Origin of the sequence: Mycobacterium lehmannii (genome assembly GCF_002245535.1) — a bacterium.
In the GTDB taxonomy this organism is placed as follows: domain Bacteria; phylum Actinomycetota; class Actinomycetes; order Mycobacteriales; family Mycobacteriaceae; genus Mycobacterium; species Mycobacterium lehmannii.
Map to the genome: position 1 here is coordinate 217,295 of NZ_NKCN01000002.1, position 24,012 is coordinate 241,306.

The 24,012-nt window shown below is 67.9% G+C and carries 22 protein-coding genes; 16 read left to right on the plus strand and 6 right to left on the minus strand.

Going from position 1 to position 24,012, the window contains the following annotated elements:
- Positions 1 to 2: 2 nt before the first annotated feature.
- Positions 3 to 1,754 carry an MtrAB system accessory lipoprotein LpqB gene (gene lpqB, locus CEX87_RS03505; RefSeq protein ID WP_198957155.1) on the plus strand — a complete coding sequence of 584 codons (1,752 nt, stop codon included), beginning with the start codon at positions 3 to 5 and terminating at the stop codon, positions 1,752 to 1,754.
- Between the two features lie 108 nt (positions 1,755 to 1,862).
- Here lpqB and CEX87_RS03510 read toward each other — a convergent pair whose 3' ends face one another.
- Positions 1,863 to 3,170 (minus strand): DUF2252 domain-containing protein, encoded by a 1,308-nt coding sequence (locus CEX87_RS03510; RefSeq protein WP_094286213.1) that lies wholly within the window; start codon positions 3,168 to 3,170, stop codon positions 1,863 to 1,865.
- A gap of 51 nt (positions 3,171 to 3,221) precedes the next feature.
- Between CEX87_RS03510 and CEX87_RS03515 the strand changes: the two genes are divergently transcribed.
- From CEX87_RS03515 to secA, 3 genes are all read left to right on the plus strand, one after another.
- A complete protein-coding gene (locus CEX87_RS03515) occupies positions 3,222 to 3,851 on the plus strand; it encodes a ComF family protein (RefSeq protein WP_064428563.1) in 630 nt (209 codons plus the stop codon).
- 325 nt (positions 3,852 to 4,176) lie between these two features.
- Complete coding sequence (hpf, locus tag CEX87_RS03520) at positions 4,177 to 4,812, plus strand: ribosome hibernation-promoting factor, HPF/YfiA family (protein ID WP_198957156.1); 636 nt, start codon at positions 4,177 to 4,179, stop codon at positions 4,810 to 4,812.
- Positions 4,813 to 4,976: 164 nt separating this feature from the next.
- Positions 4,977 to 7,796 (plus strand): preprotein translocase subunit SecA, encoded by a 2,820-nt coding sequence (secA, locus tag CEX87_RS03525; protein ID WP_064428564.1) that lies wholly within the window; start codon positions 4,977 to 4,979, stop codon positions 7,794 to 7,796.
- Here the strand turns inward: secA and CEX87_RS03530 are convergent.
- Together CEX87_RS03530 and CEX87_RS03535 are read right to left on the minus strand one after the other, a co-directional pair.
- Positions 7,793 to 8,266: an SRPBCC family protein gene (locus CEX87_RS03530; protein WP_064394737.1), complete on the minus strand. Its 474-nt coding sequence runs from the start codon at positions 8,264 to 8,266 to the stop codon at positions 7,793 to 7,795. The two genes, secA and CEX87_RS03530, sit on opposite strands and share 4 nt — an antisense overlap.
- Before the next feature lie 16 nt (positions 8,267 to 8,282).
- A complete protein-coding gene (locus CEX87_RS03535; protein ID WP_064426879.1) occupies positions 8,283 to 8,804 on the minus strand; it encodes an Rv3235 family protein in 522 nt (173 codons plus the stop codon).
- 201 nt (positions 8,805 to 9,005) lie between these two features.
- Between CEX87_RS03535 and CEX87_RS03540 the strand changes: the two genes are divergently transcribed.
- The 5 genes from CEX87_RS03540 (at position 9,006) to CEX87_RS03560 (ending at position 15,236) form a co-directional block, all read left to right on the plus strand.
- Complete coding sequence (locus CEX87_RS03540) at positions 9,006 to 10,415, plus strand: WS/DGAT/MGAT family O-acyltransferase (protein ID WP_064394735.1); 1,410 nt, start codon at positions 9,006 to 9,008, stop codon at positions 10,413 to 10,415.
- Between the two features lie 61 nt (positions 10,416 to 10,476).
- Complete coding sequence (locus CEX87_RS03545; RefSeq protein WP_064426877.1) at positions 10,477 to 12,231, plus strand: BCCT family transporter; 1,755 nt, start codon at positions 10,477 to 10,479, stop codon at positions 12,229 to 12,231.
- 6 nt (positions 12,232 to 12,237) lie between these two features.
- The gene (locus CEX87_RS03550) at positions 12,238 to 12,738 is read left to right on the plus strand and encodes a DUF6912 family protein (RefSeq protein ID WP_416171885.1); all 501 of its coding nucleotides are present in this window, start codon (positions 12,238 to 12,240) and stop codon (positions 12,736 to 12,738) included.
- A 59-nt stretch (positions 12,739 to 12,797) separates the two neighbouring features.
- The gene (locus CEX87_RS03555; RefSeq protein WP_094285990.1) at positions 12,798 to 13,931 is read left to right on the plus strand and encodes a ferredoxin reductase; all 1,134 of its coding nucleotides are present in this window, start codon (positions 12,798 to 12,800) and stop codon (positions 13,929 to 13,931) included.
- 69 nt (positions 13,932 to 14,000) lie between these two features.
- Positions 14,001 to 15,236, plus strand: a complete 1,236-nt coding sequence (locus CEX87_RS03560) for a fatty acid desaturase family protein (RefSeq protein WP_094285992.1) — start codon at positions 14,001 to 14,003, stop codon at positions 15,234 to 15,236.
- 268 nt (positions 15,237 to 15,504) lie between these two features.
- Here CEX87_RS03560 and rsgA read toward each other — a convergent pair whose 3' ends face one another.
- The gene (gene rsgA, locus CEX87_RS03565; RefSeq protein WP_064394730.1) at positions 15,505 to 16,491 is read right to left on the minus strand and encodes a ribosome small subunit-dependent GTPase A; all 987 of its coding nucleotides are present in this window, start codon (positions 16,489 to 16,491) and stop codon (positions 15,505 to 15,507) included.
- Positions 16,488 to 17,807 (minus strand): 3-phosphoshikimate 1-carboxyvinyltransferase, encoded by a 1,320-nt coding sequence (gene aroA / locus CEX87_RS03570; protein WP_064394729.1) that lies wholly within the window; start codon positions 17,805 to 17,807, stop codon positions 16,488 to 16,490. Before aroA ends, rsgA begins: the two co-directional genes overlap by 4 nt.
- Positions 17,808 to 17,851: 44 nt before the next feature.
- Between aroA and CEX87_RS03575 the strand changes: the two genes are divergently transcribed.
- From CEX87_RS03575 to CEX87_RS03605, 7 genes are all read left to right on the plus strand, one after another.
- Positions 17,852 to 18,613: an SOS response-associated peptidase gene (locus CEX87_RS03575; RefSeq protein WP_198957146.1), complete on the plus strand. Its 762-nt coding sequence runs from the start codon at positions 17,852 to 17,854 to the stop codon at positions 18,611 to 18,613.
- Positions 18,610 to 20,139: a DUF7782 domain-containing protein gene (locus CEX87_RS03580; RefSeq protein WP_094285994.1), complete on the plus strand. Its 1,530-nt coding sequence runs from the start codon at positions 18,610 to 18,612 to the stop codon at positions 20,137 to 20,139. The genes CEX87_RS03575 and CEX87_RS03580 overlap by 4 nt, the downstream gene beginning before the upstream one ends.
- Before the next feature lie 41 nt (positions 20,140 to 20,180).
- The gene (locus tag CEX87_RS03585) at positions 20,181 to 20,774 is read left to right on the plus strand and encodes a TetR/AcrR family transcriptional regulator (protein ID WP_094285996.1); all 594 of its coding nucleotides are present in this window, start codon (positions 20,181 to 20,183) and stop codon (positions 20,772 to 20,774) included.
- 20 nt (positions 20,775 to 20,794) lie between these two features.
- Entirely contained in the window at positions 20,795 to 21,598 is an 804-nt protein-coding gene (locus tag CEX87_RS03590) for an enoyl-CoA hydratase/isomerase family protein (protein ID WP_094286214.1), read from the plus strand.
- A gap of 118 nt (positions 21,599 to 21,716) precedes the next feature.
- Positions 21,717 to 21,926: a hypothetical protein gene (locus CEX87_RS03595; RefSeq protein WP_094286215.1), complete on the plus strand. Its 210-nt coding sequence runs from the start codon at positions 21,717 to 21,719 to the stop codon at positions 21,924 to 21,926.
- The gene (locus CEX87_RS03600) at positions 21,923 to 22,786 is read left to right on the plus strand and encodes an oxygenase MpaB family protein (protein WP_094285998.1); all 864 of its coding nucleotides are present in this window, start codon (positions 21,923 to 21,925) and stop codon (positions 22,784 to 22,786) included. Before CEX87_RS03595 ends, CEX87_RS03600 begins: the two co-directional genes overlap by 4 nt.
- On the plus strand, positions 22,783 to 23,031 hold the full coding sequence (locus CEX87_RS03605) for a hypothetical protein (protein ID WP_094286000.1): 249 nt from the start codon (positions 22,783 to 22,785) through the stop codon (positions 23,029 to 23,031). The genes CEX87_RS03600 and CEX87_RS03605 overlap by 4 nt, the downstream gene beginning before the upstream one ends.
- Positions 23,032 to 23,069: 38 nt before the next feature.
- On the opposite strand, the gene CEX87_RS03610 is transcribed toward CEX87_RS03605, so the two are convergent.
- A complete protein-coding gene (locus tag CEX87_RS03610) occupies positions 23,070 to 23,918 on the minus strand; it encodes an SDR family oxidoreductase (RefSeq protein WP_066810351.1) in 849 nt (282 codons plus the stop codon).
- Between the last annotated feature and the right edge of the window lie 94 nt (positions 23,919 to 24,012).

A 24,012-nucleotide genomic window follows, 5' to 3' on the forward strand; every position in this document is an offset into this window, starting at 1 on the left:
GAATCCTGCTGGCAGTCCTGAGCGTGCTGGCGTTGGTTCTCACCGGCTGTGCAGGCGTGCCCAGTTCGTCCTCGCCGCAAGCGATCGGAACCGTCGACCGGCCCGCCCCGCCGAGCCTGCCCAAGCCGACTCCGGGCATGGATCCCGACGTGTTGCTGCGCGAATTCCTCAAAGCCACCGCAGATCCCGCGAACCGGCATCTGGCCGCGCGCCAATTTCTGACCGAATCCGCGTCGCAAGCGTGGGATGACGCGGGCAGCGCGCTGCTGATCGACAACGTGGTGTTCATCGAGACGCGCGGCCCCGACCGGGTGTCGGTGACCATGCGCGCCGACATCCTCGGATCGCTGTCGGACATGGGGGTTTTCGAGACGGGCGAGGGCGCGCTGCCCGACCCGGGGCCGATCGAACTGGTCAAGACCGCCGACGGTTGGCGCATCGACAAACTGCCCAACGGCGTCTTCCTCGACTGGCAACAGTTCCAGGCCACCTACCGGCGCAACACCCTGTATTTCGTCGACCCGACCGGCAGCACCGTGGTGCCCGATCCGCGCTATGTCGCGGTGTCCGATCCCGACCAGTTGGCCACCGAACTGGTGAGCAAGCTGATCGCCGGGCCGCGACCGGAGATGGCCAAGACCGTCCGCAACCTCCTCGAACCGCCGCTGAAACTGCGGGGCCCGGTGACGCGCGCCGACGGCGGCAAGATGGGTGTCGGCCGCGGCTACGGCGGCGCCAGGATCGATCTGGACAATCTGTCGACCACCGATCCGCACAGCAGGCAACTGCTTGCGGCGCAACTCATCTGGACGCTGTCCCGTGCGGGGGTGAATGGGCCGTACGTGATCAACGCCGACGGCGCCGCCTTAGACGACCGCTTCGTCGACGGATGGAAGACCTCCGACGTGGCGGCCACCGACCCCGGCGCGGCCTCGGGAGTGGCCGCCGGTCTGCACGCGTTGGTGGGCGGTTCGCTCGTCGCGCTCGACGGCCGACGGGCGCCGCGGGTTCCCGGGCAGTTCGGGCAGATGCCGAACCAGACCGCGGCGGCGGTGTCCCGAAGCGGGCAGGAGGTGGCCTCGATCGTCACGGTGCGTCCGGGCGCACCCGATATGGCGTCGTCGATGTGGGTGGGGACGCTCGGCGGGGCCGCGTCGCAGGTGTTGGACGCGCGAAGCCTGTCGCGGCCGAGCTGGTCGCTCGACAACGCGGTCTGGGTGGTGATCGACGGCAACAACGTCGTGCGCGTCATCCAGGACGCGTCGGGCCAGCCGGCGCGCATACCGGTCGACTCCACGCTGGTGTCGAGCAGGTTTCCCGGCGTGATCACCGAACTGCAGCTGTCACGCGACGGCACCCGCGCGGCGATGGTGATCGACGGCCGGGTGGTCCTGGCCGGTGTCGAACAGACCCCCGGCGGCGGCTACGCGCTGATCTACCCGCGACGGCTGGGCTACGGCCTGGGCAACACCGTGGTGTCGCTGTCATGGCGCACCGGCGACGACATCGTGGTGAGCCGCACCGATCCTGCGCATCCGGTCTCGTACGTCAACCTCGACGGCGTCAACTCCGACGGGCCGAGCCGCAACCTGCTGATGCCGGTCACCACCGTGGCGGCCAACCCGTCGACGGTGTACGTGGCCGATGCCCGCGGGGTCGTGCAGCTGTCCGGTTCGGTGGCCGAGGACGATCCGGCGTGGGCCGAGGTGCGTCCGCTGCTGGTGCCCGGCGCCGAACCCGTGCTGCCGGGCTGAGCGATGCCAGCGCCGATTTCCACACCAGGGTCGTGAAACCGGCGAGATAACGGACCCTCCCGCAGGATCTCGCGTGAAACACTCTCCGCTGCTGTTGACGTGCTGCAGTCAGATCGATGAGACCCCCGGGATGCGCCCTTCGCGAAACGCTTCCACGAAATGACGATGATCGTCGCGCACGACGCGGGCGTACTCCCGCCCGAACGTCACGAGGTCGGCCGAGAACTCGTCGACATGGTTGCCGATGACCGCGTCGATCGCCTCCTCGGTTTGGAATTCCACCACCTGCTGGTCGCTGTCGGCGTCCCCGACACAGTGGACTTTGGCCACCGCGCGCCCCAACTGCGCGATCACTTCGGCCAATTCGTCCGGTTCGGTCAACTCGCTCCAGTCCAGATCCGTCTCGTACGGCGATATTTCGCTGACGACGAAGCCGACGTCGTCGATGTCGGTGTAGCCGAGCAGCGGATCGGCGTGTGCCTGCAGCGCGCGTTGTGACAAGGCGGTGCGATGACCGTGGTGTCGGAAATGCCGGCCCAGGCTGCCGGCATCGACGACGCGGCTGGGCGCTGCCACGTTGCCCTGCTTCATCGACAGCACCGCGTCGTTGTCCAGGGCCTGGTTGAATCCCTCGATCAGCACGGTGTAAGTCGGCAGACCCGCGCTGCCGATACCGTGCCCCGACTTACCGATGACATCCTTGATGTCGTAGGTGATGCCTTGGAAGCGTTTGGTTTTCGGAATGGTGTCGAGGTACCTGGCGAAGGCGGCCTCGACTTTCTCGCGTTCGGCGTCACCGAGTCGTCGCACGCCCGCGGCGTCGCGGAACCGTCGGTCCCAGTCATCGACGACGGTGAGGCGGTCCAGCATCTCGGCTCGCGTCGACAACCGGGCGCTCTGCAACGTAGTCAGGACGGCGCCCCGGGCGGTGTCGAGGTTCAGTGAGAAGCTCGTGTCGTCGTCGGCTTGGAGGAACCACCGCACCTGGTCGACGTAGGAACGCACGAACGTGTCGATCAGCCTGCTGATTTCATGGTCGGAAAGTGCTTTCTGCCAACACATCAGCGCGACACTGGCCGCGAACCGCTGCAGGTCCCAGGTGAAGTGACCGATGTAGGCCTCGTCGAAGTCGTTGACGTCGAAGATCAGCGTGCCTTCGCCGTCCATGTAGGTGCCGAAGTTCTCGGTGTGCAGATCGCCCTGGATCCACACCCGGCTGGTGCGCTCGTCGGCCCAGCGGTCCTCGCGCGCGGCGACGTCGCCGTAGAAGACACAGGCGCTGCCGCGGTAGAAGGCGAAGGGCTCGGCCGCCATCTTGCGGAACTTGGTCCGGAACGCATCTGGATCGGCCTTCATCAGATCGGCGAACGCGCTCACCAGGCAATCGACGATCCATGGCTCCCGTTGGTCCTGCATGCCCACGGAGTACCCCATCCCGGTGTCACCGATCACCGTCACACTGACCGCGTGCTCGATCTCGTTCTCCCGCTGCAGTGCGGCGGCTGCGGCGCACCGTCGACGCGGTGGTGCGCGGCGTGCGCGGCGACTCTGACGGTCAGGGCAGACGATCCGCACCTCGTCTCGCCGCGCGTGGATCCCGGCGTCCCGGTGTACTCCCTGGGCCGTTACGCGGGGCCGCGGCGAGCAGCCGTCATCGCGGTCAAGGAGCATGGCCGAACCGATCTGCTGCGCCCACTCGCCGGCGCGCTGCGGGCCGGCCTGTCCCACCTGCTGACCTGGGGTCTTCTCGATACCCCGCTGACGGTGGTCCCCGCACCGACCCGCCGGTGGTCGGCCCGGCGCCGCGGCGGCGACCCGGTGACCCGGATGGCCCGTACCGCCGCCGCCGACCTGCCGGGGGTGGGCGTCGTCCAGGCGCTGCGCACACGCGCTCTCGTGGCGGATTCGGTCGGGTTGTCCACCGCCGATCGACAGCGCAACATCGGCGGGCGGGTCCGGGTCGTGCGGCCCGTCGCGGACGAAGTACTCGTCGTCGACGACATCGTCACCACCGGCGCCACCGCCGCCGAGTCGGTTCGCGTGCTGCACACCGTTGGGGCGCGCGTGGCGGCCGTGCTGGTTGTGGCAAACGCGTGACCGCGCCGCGAGGCCGAATCCAGGCTCACATATCAGACCGAGGTGAAGAACTGGAAACAGGTACCCGGATTCACTGGCACTACCGGGTGAACGCGGCTACCGTCGGCTTCAACACCCGTGAATGACTCACGGCCGGCGCTCAGATACGAAGCGCCAGCATCGCCGACGCGGTAGGAGGTGAGTAGACGACACCTTGCACCGGCGAGCGGCGAGACATGCAAAGCCCCGTCGGTGCGGATCACGACAACCCGGGCACGCTCACGCGTGCGGACGCCGAAGAAACGAGTTGCCAAGCATGTCAAGCCAATCCCTGGACTCCCGAACGATGGTGATCGAGGACGAAACGCCCGAAACGCGACCGCGCGCCGAAGTCGCGGTCACCGGCCGCAACGTCGAGATCCCCGACCACTTCCGCACGTACGTCGCAGAGAAACTGTCACGCCTGGAACGATTCGACCGCACGATCTATCTGTTCGACGTCGAGCTCGACCACGAGCGGAACCGACGTCAACGCAAGTACTGCCAACACGTGGAGATCACCGCACGTGGCCGCGGCCCGGTGGTCCGCGCCGAAGCCTGTGCCGACAGCTTCTACGGCGCGATGGAATCAGCGGTGGACAAGCTCGCCGAGCGGCTGCGCCGTGCGCGTGATCGCCGCAAGATCCACTATGGCGACAAGACCCCGGTATCGGTCGCCAAGGCCACCGCGGTCACCGCACCACCCGAGCCGCTGACCGCGACGCCGCCCGAACACGACGGCGCGGCGCTCGACGAGCACGAGCCCGGACGCATCGTGCGGATCAAGGAGCACCCGGCCACCCCGATGACTGTCGACGACGCGCTGTCGCAGATGGAACTGGTCGGCCACGACTTCTTTCTCTTTCATGACAAGGAGAGCGACCTGCCCTCCGTGGTCTACCGCAGGCACGCCTACGACTACGGCTTAATTCGGCTCGCCTGAGCCGGGAGGCTTAATTCGGCTCGCCTGAGCCGCGTGGTCGGTCCGGCTCACCCGAACCGGACCGACCACTATTTCGCCCGGCCTGACGCAGCTGGGCCGGGTCTGGGTGCATGTCGCCTACCATGGGTTGAGCTCAAGACTTCCAAACCCATAGGGGAACTAGCGTGCTTCAAAAGTTGCTGCGTCTCGGCGAGGGCCGGATGGTCAAACGCCTCAAGGGGGTGGCCGACTACGTCGACTCCCTGGAAGGCGACGTCGAGAAGCTGACCGACGCTGAACTGCGGGCCAAGACCGACGAGTTCAAAAAGCGCGTGGACAACGGCGAAAGCCTTGACGACCTGCTGCCCGAAGCGTTCGCCGTCGCCCGCGAGGCGGCCTGGCGAGTGCTCGACCAGAAGCCGTTCAAGGTGCAGTTGATGGGCGGCGCGGCGCTGCACTTCGGCAACGTCGCCGAGATGAAGACCGGTGAGGGTAAGACGCTGACCGGCGTGCTCCCGGCCTACCTCAACGCACTGTCGGGCAAGGGCGTGCACATCGTCACCGTGAACGACTACCTGGCCAGGCGCGACGCCGAGTGGATGGGCCGTGTGCACCGCTTCCTCGGCCTGGAGGTCGACGTGATCCTGGCGCAGATGACCCCTGACCAGCGGCGGACCGCCTACGCCGCCGACATCACGTACGGCACCAACAACGAGTTCGGCTTCGACTACCTGCGCGACAACATGGCGCACTCCCTGGCCGACCTGGTCCAGCGCGGACACAACTTCGCGATTGTCGACGAGGTCGACTCCATCCTCATCGACGAGGCCCGCACCCCGCTGATCATCTCCGGCCCCGCCGACGGCGCGTCGCAGTGGTACACCGAGTTCGCGCGGATCGTGCCACTGATGGAAAAGGACGTCCACTACGAGGTCGACATCCGCAAGCGCACCGTCGGTGTGCACGAACTCGGCGTCGAGTTCGTCGAGGACCAGCTGGGCATCGACAACCTCTACGAGGCGGCCAACTCGCCGCTGGTCAGCTACCTGAACAACGCGCTCAAGGCCAAGGAGCTGTTCCAGCGCGACAAGGACTACATCGTGCGCGACGGTGACGTGCTCATCGTCGACGAATTCACCGGTCGCGTGCTGGTCGGCCGTCGCTACAACGAGGGCATGCACCAGGCCATCGAGGCCAAGGAGCGCGTCGAGATCAAGGCCGAGAACCAGACCCTGGCCACGATCACGCTGCAGAACTACTTCCGCCTCTACGACAAGCTCGCAGGCATGACCGGCACGGCGCAGACCGAGGCGGCCGAGCTGCACGAGATCTACAAGCTCGGCGTGGTTCCCATCCCGACCAACAAGCCGATGATCCGCGCCGACCAGTCCGACCTGATCTACAAGACCGAAGAGGCCAAGTACATCGCGGTCGTCGACGACGTCGCCGAGCGCTACGAGAAGGGGCAGCCGGTCCTGATCGGCACCACCAGCGTGGAGCGCTCGGAGTACCTGTCGCGCCAGTTCACCAAGCGCAGAATCCCGCACAACGTGCTCAACGCGAAGTACCACGAGCAGGAGGCCTCGATCATCGCCGAGGCCGGCCGGCTGGGCGCGATCACCGTCGCGACGAACATGGCGGGCCGCGGTACCGACATTGTGCTCGGCGGCAACCCGGACTTCCTCACCGACAAGCGGTTGCGCGAACGCGGCCTGGACCCGGTGGAGACGCCGGACGAGTACGAGAAGGTCTGGCACGAGACGCTGTCCGCGGTCAAAGCCGAGTGCGCGCGCGAGGCCGAGGACGTCATCGCCGCGGGCGGGCTGTACGTGCTGGGCACCGAACGGCACGAGTCCCGCCGCATCGACAACCAGTTGCGCGGCCGCTCCGGCCGCCAGGGCGACCCCGGCGAATCCCGGTTCTACCTGTCGCTGGGTGACGAGCTGATGCGACGGTTCAACGGCGCCACCCTGGAGGCGTTGCTGACCAGGCTCAACCTGCCCGACGACGTGCCGATCGAGGCGAAGATGGTCACCCGCGCCATCAAGAGCGCGCAGACGCAGGTCGAGCAGCAGAACTTCGAGGTCCGCAAGAACGTCCTCAAGTACGACGAGGTGATGAACAAGCAGCGCGTCGTCATCTACGAGGAGCGCAGGCGCATCCTGGAGGGCGAGAACCTCGCCGAACAGGCCCGCAACATGCTCGTCGACGTGATCACCGCCTACGTCGACGGGGCCACGGCTGAGGGCTACTCCGAGGACTGGGATCTCGAACAGCTCTGGACCGCGCTGCGGCAGCTGTACCCCGTGGGCATCGACCACCACGACCTGATCGACTCCGACGCGATCGGTGAGCCCGGCGAGTTGACGCGCGAGGAACTGCTGGAGGCGTTGATCGCCGACGCCGACCGCGCATACGCCGAGCGGGAGAAGCAGATCGAGGAAATCGCGGGCGAAGGCGCGATGCGCCAGTTGGAGCGCAACGTGCTGCTCAACGTGCTGGACCGCAAGTGGCGCGAACACCTCTACGAGATGGACTACCTCAAGGAGGGCATCGGGCTGCGGGCGATGGCGCAGCGCGATCCGCTCGTCGAGTACCAGCGCGAGGGTTACGACATGTTCATCGGAATGCTCGAGGGGCTCAAGGAGGAGTCGGTCGGGTTCCTGTTCAACGTCGCAGTCGAACCCGCGCCGCAGCCGACCGTCGCCCCGGTCGCACCGCCGTCCGGTCTGAGCGAGTTCGCCGAGGCCGCCGCACAAGCCCAGGGTGGGGTGGCGACCAAGGAACGGCCGACCGGAACGGGCCTGCGCGCCAAGGGAATCGACGACGAGTCGCGTCCGCTGACCTACACCGGGCCGTCGGAGGACGGCTCGGCCGAGGTGCAGCGGTCGGGCAACGGCAGTGGCGCCCCGCGGCAGGCGGCGCCCAGCGGCGGCACCCGCAAGCAGCGGCGCGAAGCCGCGCGCCAGCAGGCCCGTGAGCAGAAGGCGATGCGCAGGCGTTAAGAGGGCTCGACGAGCGCGGCGATCCGGCCCAGCGTGGCCCGCATCCCGTCTTCGGCTTGCTTGGGTGCGCCGCCCCTCTTGAGCAGCAGGCGTTGCCGGTCCTCGGATACGTCCCAGGTTTCACGCACCAGCGTGCCCTCCGGCGTCGGTTCGAGCTCGTAGCGCCAGACGCGCCCGCCGATCAGCCCGAGGGGACCCATCGTCGTCTTCCACGCGATGCGGCGGTCAGGTTCGAACTCGACGACGGTGTTGGTGGTCCGGTACCCAAGGAACAGCGATTCGGGCCTTCCGCGCATCGCCATGCCGAATGTCGCACCGGCAGAGAGAGGTTGAGACTTCTCGCCGGATGTGTGAGCGACGGTGCCCGAGCCGTCGAAGGCCGGATGCCTGCCGGCGTCGGCGAGTAAGGCGAAGATCGCGTCCGGGGGCGCCTTGATGACGCGCTGCACGCTGATCGAGTCTCCCTGCACGCGAGCAGGCTAGCGCTCAACCGATCTGCAGCGCGACCACCCGCCAGCGCCGGCCGTCGTACGCGATGCGCGCCGCGATCGCGCGGATGCGCTGTCCGCGACTGTAAGTGCCGAATACCTCCGCGGCCGGACCGTCGTCATCGGTCACGCGCACCCTGACCCGGCGCAGGGTGGCGACGGTCGAGTGCGGGTGGCGGGTGAACGCGAGCACGGTTTCGATCAGCGCCGGTGCCAACAGCGGCTGCAACTGGGCGACGGGGCGCCGCCGGTCGATCACCTCGAGCACCCTGCGCAACGCCGCATCGGCGAAGGCGACCGCCGCGCGCGGCGGGGCGGGCTCGGCGGGGACCGGCACTTGCGGGTGCCGAGCGTGTACACCAGCGGATGGTCGGCGGCGCAGCGCTTTTGGCGACGGTGGCGGGCAGGCGCCGACACCGAGGGGAGGCGGTTCACAGTCGATGACCGGTGCCACCAGTGCAGCCGGTCGCTGTTCGTCGGGGCCGGACGCGGCCTCGGCAGGGGTGCGAAAGGATGTCACAACGCGTTCTCCAGCGACTCGACGAGACGGGACCCGTCTGCTGGAGAGTGGGCAGACACCACCATGATCGCACGGTCCGCGGGGCCTCCGAGACAGCGATAAGCACCCGTGATGCGCATCTGCGGGGTTTGCCTATAGCGTGGCGGGGACTTCGGCGCCCGCGGTCGGACCGCGGCAGTACAGGGGAGGGACGACGTCGCGATGGTCACCCGGTTGTCGACGGCGGACGCGTCGTTCTACCGCCTGGAGAACACGTCGACGCCGATGTACGTGGGTTCGCTGTCGATCCTTCGCAAACCCCGCAGCGGCCTGAGCTACGAGACCCTGCTGGCCACCGTCGAACAGCGGCTGCCGCAGATACCCCGCTACCGGCAGAAGGTGCGTGAGGTGACGTTGGGCCTGGCGCGCCCGGTGTGGGTGGACGATCGCGACTTCGACATCACCTACCACATCCGTCGCTCCGCGCTGCCGTCGCCGGGCAGCGACGCCCAGTTGCACGAGCTCATCGCGCGGCTGGGGTCCCGGCCGCTGGACAGGTCGCGGCCGTTGTGGGAGATGTACCTGATCGAAGGCCTGGCCAAGAACCGCCTCGCGATCTACACGAAGTCGCACCAGGCGTTGGTGAACGGCATGACTGCCCTCGAGATCGGCCACGTCATCGCCGACCGCACCCAGAAGCCGCCGGAGTTCGGTGAGGACATCTGGATCCCGTTGCGCGAGCCCAGCGATCGGCAGTTGCTGCTCGGTGCGCTCGGCGAGTGGATCACGCGGCCCGCCGAGCAGATCAGTGCGGTCCGCAACGCCGTCGTCGACGTCGCCACCAACGCGGGCCAGTTGGTCGACATGGGCCGCCGTGCCCTCGAGGTGGTCCGCACCGTGGCGCGCGGCACCGCGCCGAGCAGCCCGCTGAACACCACCGTGTCGCGCAACCGGCGGTTCACCGTCGCCTGCGGGCGGCTCGAGGACTTCCGCGCGGTGCGCGCCCGCTACGACTGCGACGTCAACGACGTGGTGCTGGCCGTGGTGGCCGGCGCGTTACGCAATTGGCTGATGTCGCGCGGTGAACCGGTGACCTCGACCGCGAGGGTGCGGGCGATGGCGCCCATGTCGGTGTATCCGGATGCCGAACTCGACGCGACCGGCCCGGGCCAGGCCATCAGCGAGGTGACGCCGTTTCTCGTCGACCTTCCCGTCGGTGAGGGCAACCCGGTGGTGCGGCTCTCGCAGATCGCCCACGCCACCGAATCGGCGTCCACCGCCGCGAGCCTGGTCGACGCGAGAACCATCGTGACGCTGTCCGGGTTCGCGCCGCCGACCCTGCACGCGATGGGCATCCGGGTGGCGACCACGTTCTCGGCGCGCCAGTTCAACCTGCTGATCACCAACGTGCCGGGCGCACAGCATCAGATGTACATCGCGGGCACCAAACTGCTGGAGACCTACGCGGTACCGCCGCTTTTGAGCAACCAGGTGCTGGCGCTGGGGGTGACGTCCTACCACGGCATGGTCTACTTCGGCATCAATGCCGACCGCGACGCGATGAGCGACGTCGATGTTTTGCCGAGTCTGCTGCGCGAATCGATGGAAGAACTGCTAGAAGCGGCCCAATAACACCCTCTATGCGTTTGCGGGATTGACTCTCTCACCGCCAGCGGGGTCGAATTGGGTCACCATGACGACGAGCGCAGAGAACGAGACGCCAGGAAAAGCCAGGTCCGCCACACAGCGCGCATTCCGGTCACCGACCGATTCCGTCGTACCCCACCCGGCACTCGACCTGCCGCCACACGATGACGCGTTCACCCGCTCGCGCGGCGTGGACTGGATCGTCTTCGGGGTCACCGCGGTCATTGCGATTGCCTTCCTGGTGTGGGGCTTCGTCAGCACGGAGTCGCTGGCCTCCGCCTCGGACAGCGCGCTGACGTGGGTCATGGACACCACCGGGTGGCTGTTCGTGCTGACGGCCTCCGGTTTCGTGGTGTTCATCCTGTGGCTGGCGATCGGTCGCTTCGGCGCCATCCCACTTGGTCGTGACGACGAGGAACCCGAGTTCCACGGGGTGTCGTGGGTCGCGATGATGTTCAGCGCCGGCATGGGGATCGGGCTGATGTTCTTCGGGGTAGCCGAGCCGCTTTCGCACTACGCGACACCGCCACCGGGCACCGGCGAGCCGGGCAACACCGAGGCCGTGCAGACCGCGATGGCCACCACGCTGTTCCACTGGTCGCTGCACCCGTGGGCGATCTACGCGGTGGTCGGTCTGGCGATCGCCTACGGCGTCTACCGCAAGGGCCGACTGCAGCTGATCAGCGCGGCGTTCGAACCGCTGCTGGGCTCGCGCGCCAACGGACCGTGGGGCAAGGTCATCGACATGCTGGCGATCTTCGCCACGCTGTTCGGCTCGGCCGCCTCGCTCGGTCTGGGTGCGCTGCAGATCCGCAGCGGCCTGCAGATCGTCGGCGGTATCGGGGAAACCGGCAACGCCATCCTCGTCGTCATCATCACGGTGCTCACGATGGCGTTCGTGCTGTCGGCGGTCTCCGGGGTCGCGCGCGGCATCCAGTGGCTGTCCAACATCAACATGGTGCTGGCGATGGTGCTCGCGTTATTCGTATTCGTCGTCGGGCCAACGGTTTTCATCCTCAACCTGCTGCCGACATCGCTGGGCAGCTACATGGCGGACTTCGCGATGATGTCGGCGCGCACCGGCGCCGAAGGCTCCGCGGTCAACGTGTGGCTGCAGTCGTGGACGATCTTCTACTGGGCGTGGTGGGTGTCGTGGACGCCGTTCGTCGGCATGTTCATCGCGCGGATCTCGCGGGGGCGCACCATCCGTCAGTTCGTCACCGGCGTGTTGTTGGTGCCGAGCCTGGTGTCACTCGTGTGGTTCGCGGTGTTCGGCGGTTCGGCGATCCGCGTACAGGAGGAGGGCACCGACCTCGCCGGCGAAGGCAGCATCGAGGCTCAGCTCTTCGGCCTGCTCGAGCAGTATCCGATCGCGACCATCGCCAGCGTGCTGGTGATGGCGCTGGTGGCGATCTTCTTCGTCTCCGGCGCGGACGCCGCGTCGGTGGTGATGGGATCGCTGTCCGAACGCGGCACGATCAGACCCGGTCGAGCCACCGTGATCTTCTGGGGTGTAGCCACCGGCGCCGTCGCTGCGGTGATGCTGCTGGTCGGCGGGGAGGACGCGTTGACCGGGTTGCAGTCCATCACCATCATCGCGGCGCTGCCGTTCGTCGTGGTGATGGTCGGCCTGGCCGTGGGGTTGGTCAAGGACCTGCGCCGCGACCCGATGATGGTGCGAAAGAAGTATGCCGAAGAGGCCGTCGACAGCGCGGTCATCCACGGCGTCACGGAGCACGGTGACGACTTCGTCATCTCGGTGGAGAAGGATCCGGCGAGCGAGAAATCGCCCGACGACTAATCTCGCCTGGTGCGCGTCTACATCCCCGCGACCCTGACCATGCTGCAGCAGCTCGTGGCCGACCGGGTGCTCCATGCCCGCAGCGGTACGGCGTTTGCGGTGACGCCCGCCCTGCGCGAGTCCTACGCCGAGGGCGACGACGAAGAACTCGCCGAGGTCGCGCGCCGGGAAGCCGCGCTGGCGTCGCTGCGCCTGCTCGGAAGCGAAGGGGTGGGCGACCTGCCGCCGCGCCGCGCGGTGGTGGAGGCCGAGGTCGACGGCGTGACGCCGCGCCCCGATCTCGATGACGCGGTGGTGCGGCTGGCCGGTCCGGTCGCCTTGGAGGACGTCATCGCCGCCTATGTCGACAATGCCGAAGCCGAGTCCGCGGTGTTGCACGCGATCGAGGCCGTCGACGACGCGGACCTCGGCGACGAGGATGCCGACTTCGTCGTCGGTGATGCCCAGGACCACGACCTGGCTTGGTACGCGCCGCAGGAGTTGCCGTTCCTGCTCGACCTGCTCTGAGCCCCGTCGGCCCTGATCCCGGCTGGATACGGCTGCGTAAGTTACGGTACCGTAGGTTCATGGCCAAGAACTCCATCAAGGTGTCGGCCAACGTCGCCGACACGGTGAAGCCGACGGTCGCCGGGACCAAGAACCCGGGCCTGCGCGCGCTGCGGACCATCGTGGGACGGGTCACCACGCCGCTGTTGCCCGACGACTACCTCAAACTCGCCAACCCGCTGTGGTCGGCGCGCGAACTGCGCGGCCGGGTGCTGAGCGTCCGACGCGAAACCGAGGACTCGGCGACGCTGGTCATCAAGCCGGGCTGGGGCTTCTCGTTCGACTACCAGCCCGGTCAGTACATCGGAATCGGCGTGCAGATCGACGGCCGTTGGCGCTGGCGGTCCTATTCGCTGACCTCGGCGCCGTCGCGCACCACCCGAACCATCTCCATCACGGTCAAGGCCATGCCCGAAGGGTTCCTGTCGACGCATCTGGTCGACGGGTTGGCGCCCGGCACGATCGTGCGGCTGGCCGCGCCGCAGGGCAACTTCGTCATGCCCGACCCCGCCCCGGCGAAGGTGCTGTTCCTCACCGGCGGCTCCGGTATCACGCCGGTGATGTCGATGCTGCGGACGCTGGCCCGCCGCGACCAGATCACCGATATCGTTCATTTGCATTCTGCGCCAACCGAATCCGATGTGATGTTCGCCTCCGAACTCGCCGAGCTGGCCCGTGCGCACCATTCCTACCGACTGCGGACACGCGCGACGCGCAGCCAGGGCCGGCTGGACCTGTCGCGCCTCGACGACGAGGTGCCCGACTGGCGCGAGCGACAGACCTGGGCGTGTGGTCCCGAGGGCATGCTCGATGCCGCCCAGCGGTGCTGGTCGAGTGCCGGCCTCGGTGAACGCCTGCACCTCGAGCGTTTCGCGGTGTCCAAGGCCGCCGTGCACGGGCAGGGCGGCACCGTGGAGTTCGCGCGCAGCGGCAAGACGGCCACCGTGGACGCCGCGACTCCGCTGATGGACGCCGGGGAGCAGGTCGGGGTCCAGATGCCGTTCGGCTGCCGGATGGGTATCTGCCAATCATGCGTGGTGGGCCTGGTCGAGGGCCACGTCCGTGACCTGCGCACCGGTGTTGAACACGAGCCGGGCAGCCGAGTGCAGACATGTATCTCCGCGGCATCGGGCGATTGCGTGCTCGATGTCTGAGGTTTACTGGCCGGTAACCTACGGGTACGTAGGTTACGGTATCGTAGGCACGCGAGAGGAGGCTTGACGATGGCAATCACTGACGTTCCCGAATTCGCGCATCTGACTGATGCGGATATCGAGAGTCTGGCTGTGGAACTGGATGCGATCCGGCAGGACATCGAAGACTCCCGCGGTGAGCGCGACGCGCGCTATATCCGTCGCACCATCGCCGGCCAGCGTGCGCTGGAGGTCGCGGCCCGCCTGATGCTGGCGGCAAGCTCACGCCGCTCGGCCTGGTGGGCAGGAACCGTGACCCTGGGCGTGGCCAAGATCATCGAGAACATGGAGATCGGCCACAACGTCATGCACGGGCAGTGGGATTGGATGAACGATCCCGAGATTCACTCCTCGACGTGGGAGTGGGACATGAGTGGTTCGTCCAAGCACTGGCGCTTCACCCACAACTTCATGCATCACAAGTACACCAACATCCTGGGCATGGACGACGACGTGGGCTATGGCCTGTTACGGGTCACCCGGGACACCAAGTGGAAGCCGTTTAACCTCGGAAACCTGCTGTACAACACGATTCTCGCGCTCGGCTTCGAGTGGGGCGTCGGCCTGCAGCACGTGGAGTTGGGCAAGATCTTCAAGGGCAGGGACAACCGCGACGAAAGCAAGATCCGGGCGCGCGAGTTCGCCGCCAAGGCGGGCGCGCAGTTGGTCAAGGACTACGTCGCCTACCCCGCATTGACCTCGCTGTCGCCCGGTGCGACATACCGGTCGACGCTGACGGCGAACGCGGTCGCGAACGTGATCCGCAACGTCTGGTCGAATGCGGTCATCTTCTGCGGTCACTTCCCTGACGGCGCAGAGAAATTCACCAAGACCGACATGGTCGGTGAGAGCAAGGGCCAGTGGTATCTGCGACAGATGCTGGGCAGTGCCAACTTCGAGGGCGGCCCGGTACTGCGGTTCATGAGCGGCAATTTGTGCCATCAGATCGAGCACCATCTGTATCCGGACCTTCCGAGTAACCGGCTGCACGAAATCTCGGTCCGGGTGCAGCAGGTGTGCGACAAGTACGACCTGCCCTACACGACCGGTTCGTTCCTGGTGCAGTACGGCAAGACATGGCGGACCATCGCCAAACTGTCGCTGCCGGACAAGTACCTGCGCGACACCGCCGACGATGCGCCGGAGACGCGCAGCGAGCGGATGTTCGCCGAACTGGAGCCGACCCAACGGCGTGGTCTCAAGTCGTCAATCGCGGCCGTGCGGGCCCGTCGCCGCGAGAAGCGCGCCGCCAAACTGGCCGCCTAGCGCACTCTCCAGTGGCGCGAGCGCACTCTCATGTGGCGCCAGCGCACTCTCATGTGGCGCGAGCGTGCGTGCTTGCGCACGACACGCCGCGCATTCTCGACACTTTGCGCACGTTGGCGCCGCGGTGACCGTGCGTCCGGCGCCGAGCCGTCCCGCGTCGACAGCACTTCACGCACTCTCGTCGACGACGGGCGTGCACAAACTGCCGTAAATCAGCGGCGTGTCGGATGCAGACGCGCACGCTCGCGCAACGGGTGCGAGGCGCGCGCTACCAGTCTGACTCGTGCAGGGCGGCCAGCAGCCGGCGGGCGGCGGCGACACGGTCGAACGCGGGGCCGGTCAACGTGTCGAGTGCGCACTCCGGATCGGCGGGCGCACCCATGTGCCCACATCCGCGCGGGCAGTCCTTGATCGCCTCGGCCAGATCCGAAAACGCCAGCAGCACATCATCGGGTTCGATGTGCGCCAGTCCGAACGACCGGATGCCGGGCGTATCGATCACCCACCCGCCGAACTCCAGCGGCAGCGCCACCGACTGGGTCGACGTATGTCTGCCCTTCCCGACGTCGGTCACCTCTCCGGTGGCCCGCTCCGCCTGGGGGACAAGACGATTCACCAGCGTCGACTTTCCGACCCCCGAATGCCCGAGCAGAACGGTGACCCGCCCCGCGAGCATCGGGGCCACCGCGTCGAGCGGATCGTCGCGACCCGCCGTGGTGATTTTCAGATCAAGATCGGCGAATTGCGCCGCAAATGGTTCGGGCGGAGCGAGATCCGTCTTCGTCAGGCACAGGATTGGCTCCAGCCCGCCGGCATAGGCCGCGATCAGCGCGCGCTCGACCAGCCCGGTGCGCGGCGGCGGGTCAGCCAGCGCGACGACGATCAGCAGTTGGTCGGCGTTGGCCACCACGACCCGCTCGGTCGGGTCGGTGTCATCGGCGGTGCGGCGCAACACCGTTCGCCGTTCACCGCGTCGGACGATGCGGGCCAGCGTGTCGGGCCGGCCGGACAGGTCGCCGACGATTCCTACCTCATCGCCGACGACGATCGGGGTGCGGCCCAGTTCGCGCGCCCGCATCGCGACCACGCGGCGGTCCGGGTCGCCGCCGAGCGCGCAGCCCCATCGCCCACGGTCGACGGTCACCACCATCGCTTCCTGCGCGTCGGCGTGCTCAGGCCGAATCTTGGTCCGCGGCCGCGAGCCTCGGCCGGGCCGCACCCGGACATCGGACTCGTCGTACTCGCGTCGGTTCAAGCGGGGTCGACCTCCGCCGTCTGCCCCGCGAGCATGTCGGCCCACAACTGTGGGAAACCGGGCAACGTTTTGGCGGTGGTGTCGATATTCTCGACCGCGACGTCGGCGACCCGAAGCCCCACGATCGCGCCCGCGGTGGCCATCCTGTGGTCGGCATAGGACCGCCACAGCCCGCCGTGCAGCGGTCGGGCCGTGATCGCTAACCCGTCCTCGGTCTCCTCGCACTGACCGCCGAGACCGTTGATCTCCGCCGAAAGTGCCGCGAGCCGGTCGGTCTCGTGTCCACGCAGATGCGCGACACCCGACAGCTTCGACACTGAGCCGGGGGAGGCCAATGCCGCCAGCGCAGCAACGGCGGGCGTGAGCTCGCCGACCTCGTGCAGGTCGACGTCGATACCGCCGTACACCTCGGCACCACACACTTCGAGGTAGGTATCGCCATGTTGCACAACCGATCCCAGCTTCTTCAGAATCGAGATGATGGCATCGGCCGGTTGCGTGCTGACCCGCGGCCAGCCCGTCAACCGCACGCTGCCGCCGCTGACCACCGCGGCCGCCAGGAACGGCACCGCGTTGGACAGGTCGGGCTCGATGTCCCAGTGCCGGGCGGCCACCGGCCCCGGCGACACCCGCCACTGGTTGTCGCGGCCGTCGTCGACGTCGACTCCGGCGTCGCGCAGCATCGCGACCGTCATCGCCACATGCGGCGCGGAGGGGACCGAGTCGCCGGTGTGCACGACGGTGAGCCCGTCGCGGAAACCCGCTCCCGACAGCAGCAGCCCGGAGACGAACTGTGACGAGGCCGAGGCATCGATCTCCACGGTCCCACCGGTGACTGATCCGGCGCCGCGCACCGCGAAGGGGAGCCCATCGCCGTCGATGTCGACACCGAGGCCGCGCAACGCGTCGAGAAGGGGTGCGATGGGGCGGGCACGGGCCTGTTCGTCACCGTCGAACGTGACGGTGGCCGTGCCCAGGGCCGCCACCGGTGGCACGAACCGCAACACCGTGCCGGCCAGTCCACAGTCGATGCGCGCACCCTCGCTCGGCGCGATCCGCCCGCTGACCGACAGTTCGTCGGCATGGCCCTCGACCGTCACGCCGAGCGCGGCCAGCGCCCCGATCATCAGGTCGGTGTCGCGGCTGCGCAGCGCCCCGCTGATCGTCGATTCGCCGTTGGCCGTGGCCAGCGCCGCCAACACCAACGCCCGGTTCGTCTGCGATTTCGAGCCGGGCACGGTGACGGTGGCATGCACCGGAGCCGTCGTCGACGGTGCACGCCAGGCCTGGCGTTCTTGGTCTGCGGGCGCGCTCACCGCTCCATCTTCCCCTGTCGGCTCGCCGTGCCACCATGGGATTCATGTGTGGACGTTTCGCGGTGACCACGGACCCGGCGCTATTGGCCGAGAAGATCAAGGCGATCGACGAGACCACGGCGGCCACCTCCGGCGGTAAGGACGCGTCGGGGCCGAACTACAACGTCGCGCCGACCACGACTGTCAGCACCGTGGTCCAGCGCCACAGCGAACCCGACGACGACGCCACCCGGCGGCTGCGGTCGATGCGCTGGGGCCTGGTGCCGCCGTGGGTGAAGGCCAAAGAGGACGGCAGCCCCGAGACCAAGGGGCCGCTGCTGATCAACGCCCGTTCGGAGAAGCTGACCACCTCGCCGGCCTTCCGCAACTCGGCCAAGAACAAGCGCTGCCTGGTGCCGATGGACGGCTGGTACGAATGGCAGGGCCAGAAGGGCGCCAAGACACCCTTCTTCATGTACGCAGGCGACGGTGAGCCGCTGTTCATGGCGGGGCTGTGGACGACGTGGCGACCAAAAGACGCACCCAAGGACGCCAAACCGCTGCTCAGCTGTACGATCATCACCACCGACGCCGCCGGACCGCTTGCCGACATCCACGACCGCATGCCGCTGACCATCAGCGAACGCGACTGGGACCGCTGGCTGGACCCCGACGCGCCAATCGACGAGGGGCTGTTGCGCGGCCACGGCGACCTCGACCGCATCGAGATCCGCGAAGTGTCCCGGCTGGTGAACAGCGTGCGCAACAACGGCCCGGAGCTGATCGAGCCCGTCGAACCCCAGGCTGAACAAGGCACCCTGCTTTGACGCAGCCGGACCCGCCCGGCCCGCTGTCCGATGTCGCCGTCGTCGATGCGCTGGCCGCCGACCTGCGCAGCGCGGGGTACACGACCGACGCGGTGGCCGCGTTGCTCGGCGACGACGCCGACGCCGCGTTCGCCAGGGGAGTGTGGTGGCCGGCCCTGAGGGCCACCGATCGCGTCCTCGACGCCGGGACAGCACAGCAGCAACGCCTGGCGGTGCTGGTGCGGTTGTTCCTGCTGGGCTCGGCCGAACCCGGCGACCGCGTCCTCCTCGCGCTCGGCTCCGATATCGACGCACTCGTGGCGAATGGCGTGCTGGAGTGGGCGGCGGCGGGGACCGTGCGCGCCGCCCTTGACGTCCGGCCTCACAGCGACGGCGTCAACGACTTCTTCGTCGTCTCCGACCTGGACGCCTCGATGCGCTCGGGACCGGTGCACCGCGACCACGTCCTCGGTATCGGCGGTGCGTCGGTCTCCCTGGCCCGCGCGGTCGTCCGCAAGCCGGTCGCCCGCGCGCTCGACCTCGGCACCGGGTGCGGAGTGCAGGCGCTGCACCTGAACGGGCACTGCGCGCAGATCGTGGCCACCGACACCAACGAGCGGGCGCTCGCGCTCGCGGCGGCGACCGCGCGGCTCAACGACATGTCCTGGGATCTGCGGTGTGGCAGCCTTTTTGAGCCGGTCGTCGGTGAGCGCTTTGACCTCATCGTCTCCAATCCGCCGTTCGTGGTGGGCGCGGGCGACCGCGACTATCTCTACCGCGACTCGGGCCTTGCCGGGGACACCCTGTGCCGCAACCTGATCGAGCAGGTCGGTGCTCATCTGGAGCCCGGGGGCACGGCGCTGGTCATGGCGAACTGGATCGTCCGCCGAGACGACTGGGGCGACCGGGTGCGAAGGTGGTTGGCGGGCAGCGGTTTGCACGCGTGGGTGGTGCAGCGCGAGCTCGCCGATCCGGTCAGCTATGTGTCGCTGTGGTTGGCCGACGCCGGAGAGGATTCAGAGCAAGCGGCGCGCCGCGGAGGGCAGTGGCTCGACTGGTTCGCCGACGAGGGCATCACCGGCATCGGTATGGGGGTGATCGCGTTGCGTGCACCACGTTTGGGCGAGCACCGCCCGCCCGAGCACATCGTCGAGGCGTTCACCGGCGCCGATGAGGCCGTCACCGGAGACGAGGTCGACTCGTTCTTCGCGCGCCGGGAGTACCTGCACAACACCTCCGACGAGCAGTTGCTGGCGGCGAGGCTGTCGACGGCGCCGGTGTTCCTCGACGAACAGTCGCTGCCGGGGCCCGAGGGCTGGCAGGTCGTCGGCGCGGCCGTGCGCCGCCCCGGTGGGCCAGGTGCGGTCATCGGCGTCGACGAGATCGGGCGGGCGTTGTTGGCCGGCTGCCGGGGCGAGGCACCGCTGGGGACGTTGATCGACCTGCTCGCAACCGTTCACGGTGTCGACGCCGACGCGCTGGCGCGGGCCGCGCTGCCCGTCGTGCGGGAAGCGGTCGGGCGGGGCATCCTCTACCAGGCCACCTGACCCTTGCCAGAGGATTCCTCGGTTGAGTTAGAGTAATTCTCGTGCCATCGCGGACGCGTCCCGATGCGCGGAGCCGGTTACTTGCCGTCGCGCGCCGCCGCTTCGCGTCCGACGGCGCGCTCTCGGCCACCCTCGACGAGGTGCGCCGCGAGGCCGAAGTGAGCGTCGGCGCGCTGTATCACCATTTCCCCGACAAACTTTCACTCGCCGCCGCTGTCTTCGCAGAGGTGCTCAGCGAATACCAGGCCGGGTTCGTCACCATGCTGCGCGGACACGACACCGCCGAGGGCGGCATCCGCGGCGGTGTCACCTATCACCTGCGGTGGATCTCGGCGCATCGCGGAGAGGCCGGTCTGCTGCTCGGGCCCCGGCTCGACAGCGCGGAATTGCGTGCACACAACGACGCCTTCTTCGCAGCCATCAAAGACTGGTGGCGTCCGCATCACGGCTACGGCGCGCTACAGCCGATGCACGTGGGGGTGACGGCAGCGCTGTGGCTGGGCCCCGCCCAGGAGTACAGCCGGTACTGGATCGCCGGAGCGGCCAAGCGGATACCGCCGGGCACCATCGAAACCTTTGCCGACGCTGCGTGGAAGGCGTTGCGCGCCAACGATACCGAGGAGGACTTATCGTGACGGATTCGCTGTACCGGAACATGGTGACCAGCGGCGACGAGGCCGACGCGCCGCTTCGCGTGCGCGTCGAACACCGCGGGGACAGGGCCGTCGTCACGCTCGACGAGCCACGACGGCTCAACGTGCTGTCCGCCCCGCTGGTCCGCCAACTTCGGCGCGCGCTGACCGACCTGGACGCCGACCCCGACGTGCGTTCGGTCGTGCTCACCGGCACGGACCCGGGCTTCAGCGCCGGGGGCGATCTCCGCATGATGGACGCCGCGATCGACCAACTCGACGCTCCGGAGGGCGCTGCCGACATCTGGCGCTGGATCCGCCGCGAATTCGGGGGTATCGCGCGGCTGATCGCCGGATCGGACACGATCTTCGTCGCCGCGCTCAACGGCGCAGCCGCAGGCGTCGGGCTGGCCTGGGCGCTGACCTGTGATCTCGTGATCGCCAGCGAACGTGCCGTCGTGGTGCCCGCATTCGCCAAGCTGGGACTGATCCCCGAGGTCGGCACCAGTTGGGCGCTGACCCGACGGCTGGGCTATCAGGGCGCGCTGGCCTACTATCTGCGCGGCCAACACATCGATGCCCGCGAGGCCCAACGGCTCGGCCTGGTGCAGGAGGTCGTCGATCACGACCGTCTGCTCGCGGCCGCCGACGACTGGTGTTCGCGCATCGCCGCGCTCCCGCCGCATGCCGTCGCGATGAGCAAGCCCCTGCTGCGGGCGGCCGCCGACGCCGACTGGTCCGGTGCCCTCACCCTGGAGGAGTTCGCCGAACCGACCTGCTTCACCACCGCGGCGTTCGCCGACAGCGTGCGCTCGATGCTCTCCTGAACCGGCACCGGCACCCCCGTGCCGCGCTCGAGATTTCCCGCATCTGCCTGATCACGTCAGAATGGGCATTAACATAGTGCGGGTAGGCCGGATGAGGGGGTCAGGCATGGTCACTGCGGTGAGGAAGCTCTTGAGCTTCGAAATGACCATCGCCGAGTGGATCGGCACCGGGCTCATCCTCGCCGCACCCTACGTCGTCGTCGGCCTCGGCTGGACCGCCCTGCGCCTGGATCAGCTCGACGGCAGCGGACTGGCCTGGTTCGTCCAGCTGGTCGGTTCCGTCGCGTTCTGGCCGGCGCTGGTCTTCTCGGCGGTGTGCGTCGGATGACGAACCGCCACCGCATCTCCGTTCGACGGCGCACCGCCCGATGGGACCCCGACGCCGATGTCACCGCCGCAGAGGCGATGGACTTCTGGGCGTTCGCCGGGGGAGCCGCCAACGTCGTCATGCAGCTGTCCTGGCCGGAGGTCGGCTACGGCGTCGCGGAGAGCAAGGTCGACTCGGGAAACCTGCTCAAACACCCGTGGAAGCGGGCGCGCACGACCTTCCAGTACCTCGCGGTCTCGGTGCTGGGGACTCCCGATGACCGCGCGGCGTTCCGGGAGGCGGTCAACAGCGCGCACCGGCACGTCAAGTCGACCGCCGAAAGCCCGGTGCGATACAACGCGTTCGACCGCGACCTGCAGATGTGGGTGGCCGCATGTCTTTTCGTCGGGCTGGAGGACACCTATCAGCTTCTGCGCGGTGAGATGACACCGAAGCAGGCCGAGCAGTTCTACCGCTCCGCATGGCCGCTGGGCACCACCCTGCAGGTCACCGAAGACCAGTGGCCGCCGACGCGCGCCGAGTTCGACGACTACTGGCGCGTCGCGTGCGAGCGGGTGAAGATCGACGACCGGGTCCGCGAGCACCTGATGCACATGCTGAACCTGCGCATGATCAACCCGTTGCTGGGGCTGCCGTTTCGGCCGTTGCTGAAGTTCCTGACAACCGGATTCCTCGCGCCGGTGTTCCGCGAACAGATGGGCCTGCGGTGGAACGCATTTGCCCAGTTCCTGTTCGAATGGCTCTTCCTCACAGTCGCTTTCGTCAACAGGTTCATGCCGGTGTTCCTTCGCCAGGGCGGTAGCTACGTGCTGCTCGCCGACGTGCGCCGCCGGGTCCGTATGCACAAGGCACTGGTATGACGGCGTTGCGCCGCCTGCTCAGTCGCCGGGTCAGCGTCGAGGCGATGATCGAGGCAGGCATGTGGCTGTCGATCCCTTACCTGCTGATCGGCCTGGTGTGGGCGTTCTTCGACGCCGAGCAGGTGCAGTTGATCGACACCGCGCTGCGCACGCGGATCCCGGCCGGGTCGGACATCGGCGCGTTCATGGTGACGGCGGTGTTCTGGCCTGCCAACCTGTTCGGATTCGAACTCTGCGTTCCCTGACGCTCGGCGGCCAGGACCCCTATAGCTGGGTCCGCTGACTACGGGCCCGCGTATCCCGGCGGGTTCGGAGTGTCCACCCACAAATCGACGCCCAGTTCCGAACCGGGAACGCAGTCGTACACCGACAGGTCGGTCACGCCGGACTCCAGCAGCACGTCCTCGCACAGCAGGGACTGCCCGGTGTACTCGCGGGCGGGCTTGTTAAGGATTACGTAGGCAGAGTCGGCATAGACGTCGGGCTTACGGGCGCGGCCCATCGCCTCATCGCCGCCCAACAGGTTCTGCACGGCCGCGGTCGCCACCAGCGTGCGAGGCCACAGCGTGTTCGACGCGATACCGGCGTCGCGCATCTCCTCGGCGATGCCCAACGCGCACAACGTCATCCCGAACTTCGCCATCATGTAGGCAGTCGGCTTGAGCCACTGCGACTCCAGCCGGATTGGCGGCGACAGCGTCAGGATGTGCGGGTTCTCGCGGCCCTTCATGTGGGGGATGCAAGCCTGCGACACCGCGTAGGTACCGCGGATCTGGATGCCGTTCATCAGGTCGAACCGCTTCAAGGGGACGTCCTCGATCGAACCGAGGTTGATCGCCGAGGCGTTGTTGACGCAGATGTCGATGCCGCCGAACTGCTCGACGGTCTTGGCGACCGCCGCCTCAACCGAGTCACCGTCGCGGACGTCGCCGACGATCGGCAGCGCCTGCCCGCCGGCGTCCTCCAGCTCCTTGGCCGCGGTGTACACCGTGCCGGGCAGCTTGGGGTGGGGTTCGGCCGTCTTCGCGATCAGCGCGATGTTGGCGCCGTCGGCCGCGGCGCGCTTGGCGATCGCCAGGCCGATGCCGCGGCTCGCACCGGAGATGAACATGGTTTTCCCGTTGAGCGACATGCTCTCACCCTATCCGCCGCGAAATTGCATTCCGGCAGGTCCGCACTCGAACTTTCGCTGCTGGAATGCCGTTTCGCGGAAAATCAGGCGCCGG

Coding starts and splice junctions, on each gene's coding strand:
- CEX87_RS03510 (WP_094286213.1), bottom strand. CDS start 3,170: ATGCAGGACCAACGGGAGCCATGGATCGTCGATTGCCTGGTGAGCGCG.
- hpf (WP_198957156.1), top strand. CDS start 4,177: ATGGTGATCGAGGACGAAACGCCCGAAACGCGACCGCGCGCCGAAGTC.
- CEX87_RS03540 (WP_064394735.1), top strand. CDS start 9,006: ATGGTCACCCGGTTGTCGACGGCGGACGCGTCGTTCTACCGCCTGGAG.
- CEX87_RS03545 (WP_064426877.1), top strand. CDS start 10,477: ATGACGACGAGCGCAGAGAACGAGACGCCAGGAAAAGCCAGGTCCGCC.
- CEX87_RS03555 (WP_094285990.1), top strand. CDS start 12,798: ATGGCCAAGAACTCCATCAAGGTGTCGGCCAACGTCGCCGACACGGTG.
- CEX87_RS03560 (WP_094285992.1), top strand. CDS start 14,001: ATGGCAATCACTGACGTTCCCGAATTCGCGCATCTGACTGATGCGGAT.
- CEX87_RS03575 (WP_198957146.1), top strand. CDS start 17,852: ATGTGTGGACGTTTCGCGGTGACCACGGACCCGGCGCTATTGGCCGAG.
- CEX87_RS03590 (WP_094286214.1), top strand. CDS start 20,795: ATGGTGACCAGCGGCGACGAGGCCGACGCGCCGCTTCGCGTGCGCGTC.
- CEX87_RS03600 (WP_094285998.1), top strand. CDS start 21,923: ATGACGAACCGCCACCGCATCTCCGTTCGACGGCGCACCGCCCGATGG.
- CEX87_RS03605 (WP_094286000.1), top strand. CDS start 22,783: ATGACGGCGTTGCGCCGCCTGCTCAGTCGCCGGGTCAGCGTCGAGGCG.
- CEX87_RS03610 (WP_066810351.1), bottom strand. CDS start 23,918: ATGTCGCTCAACGGGAAAACCATGTTCATCTCCGGTGCGAGCCGCGGC.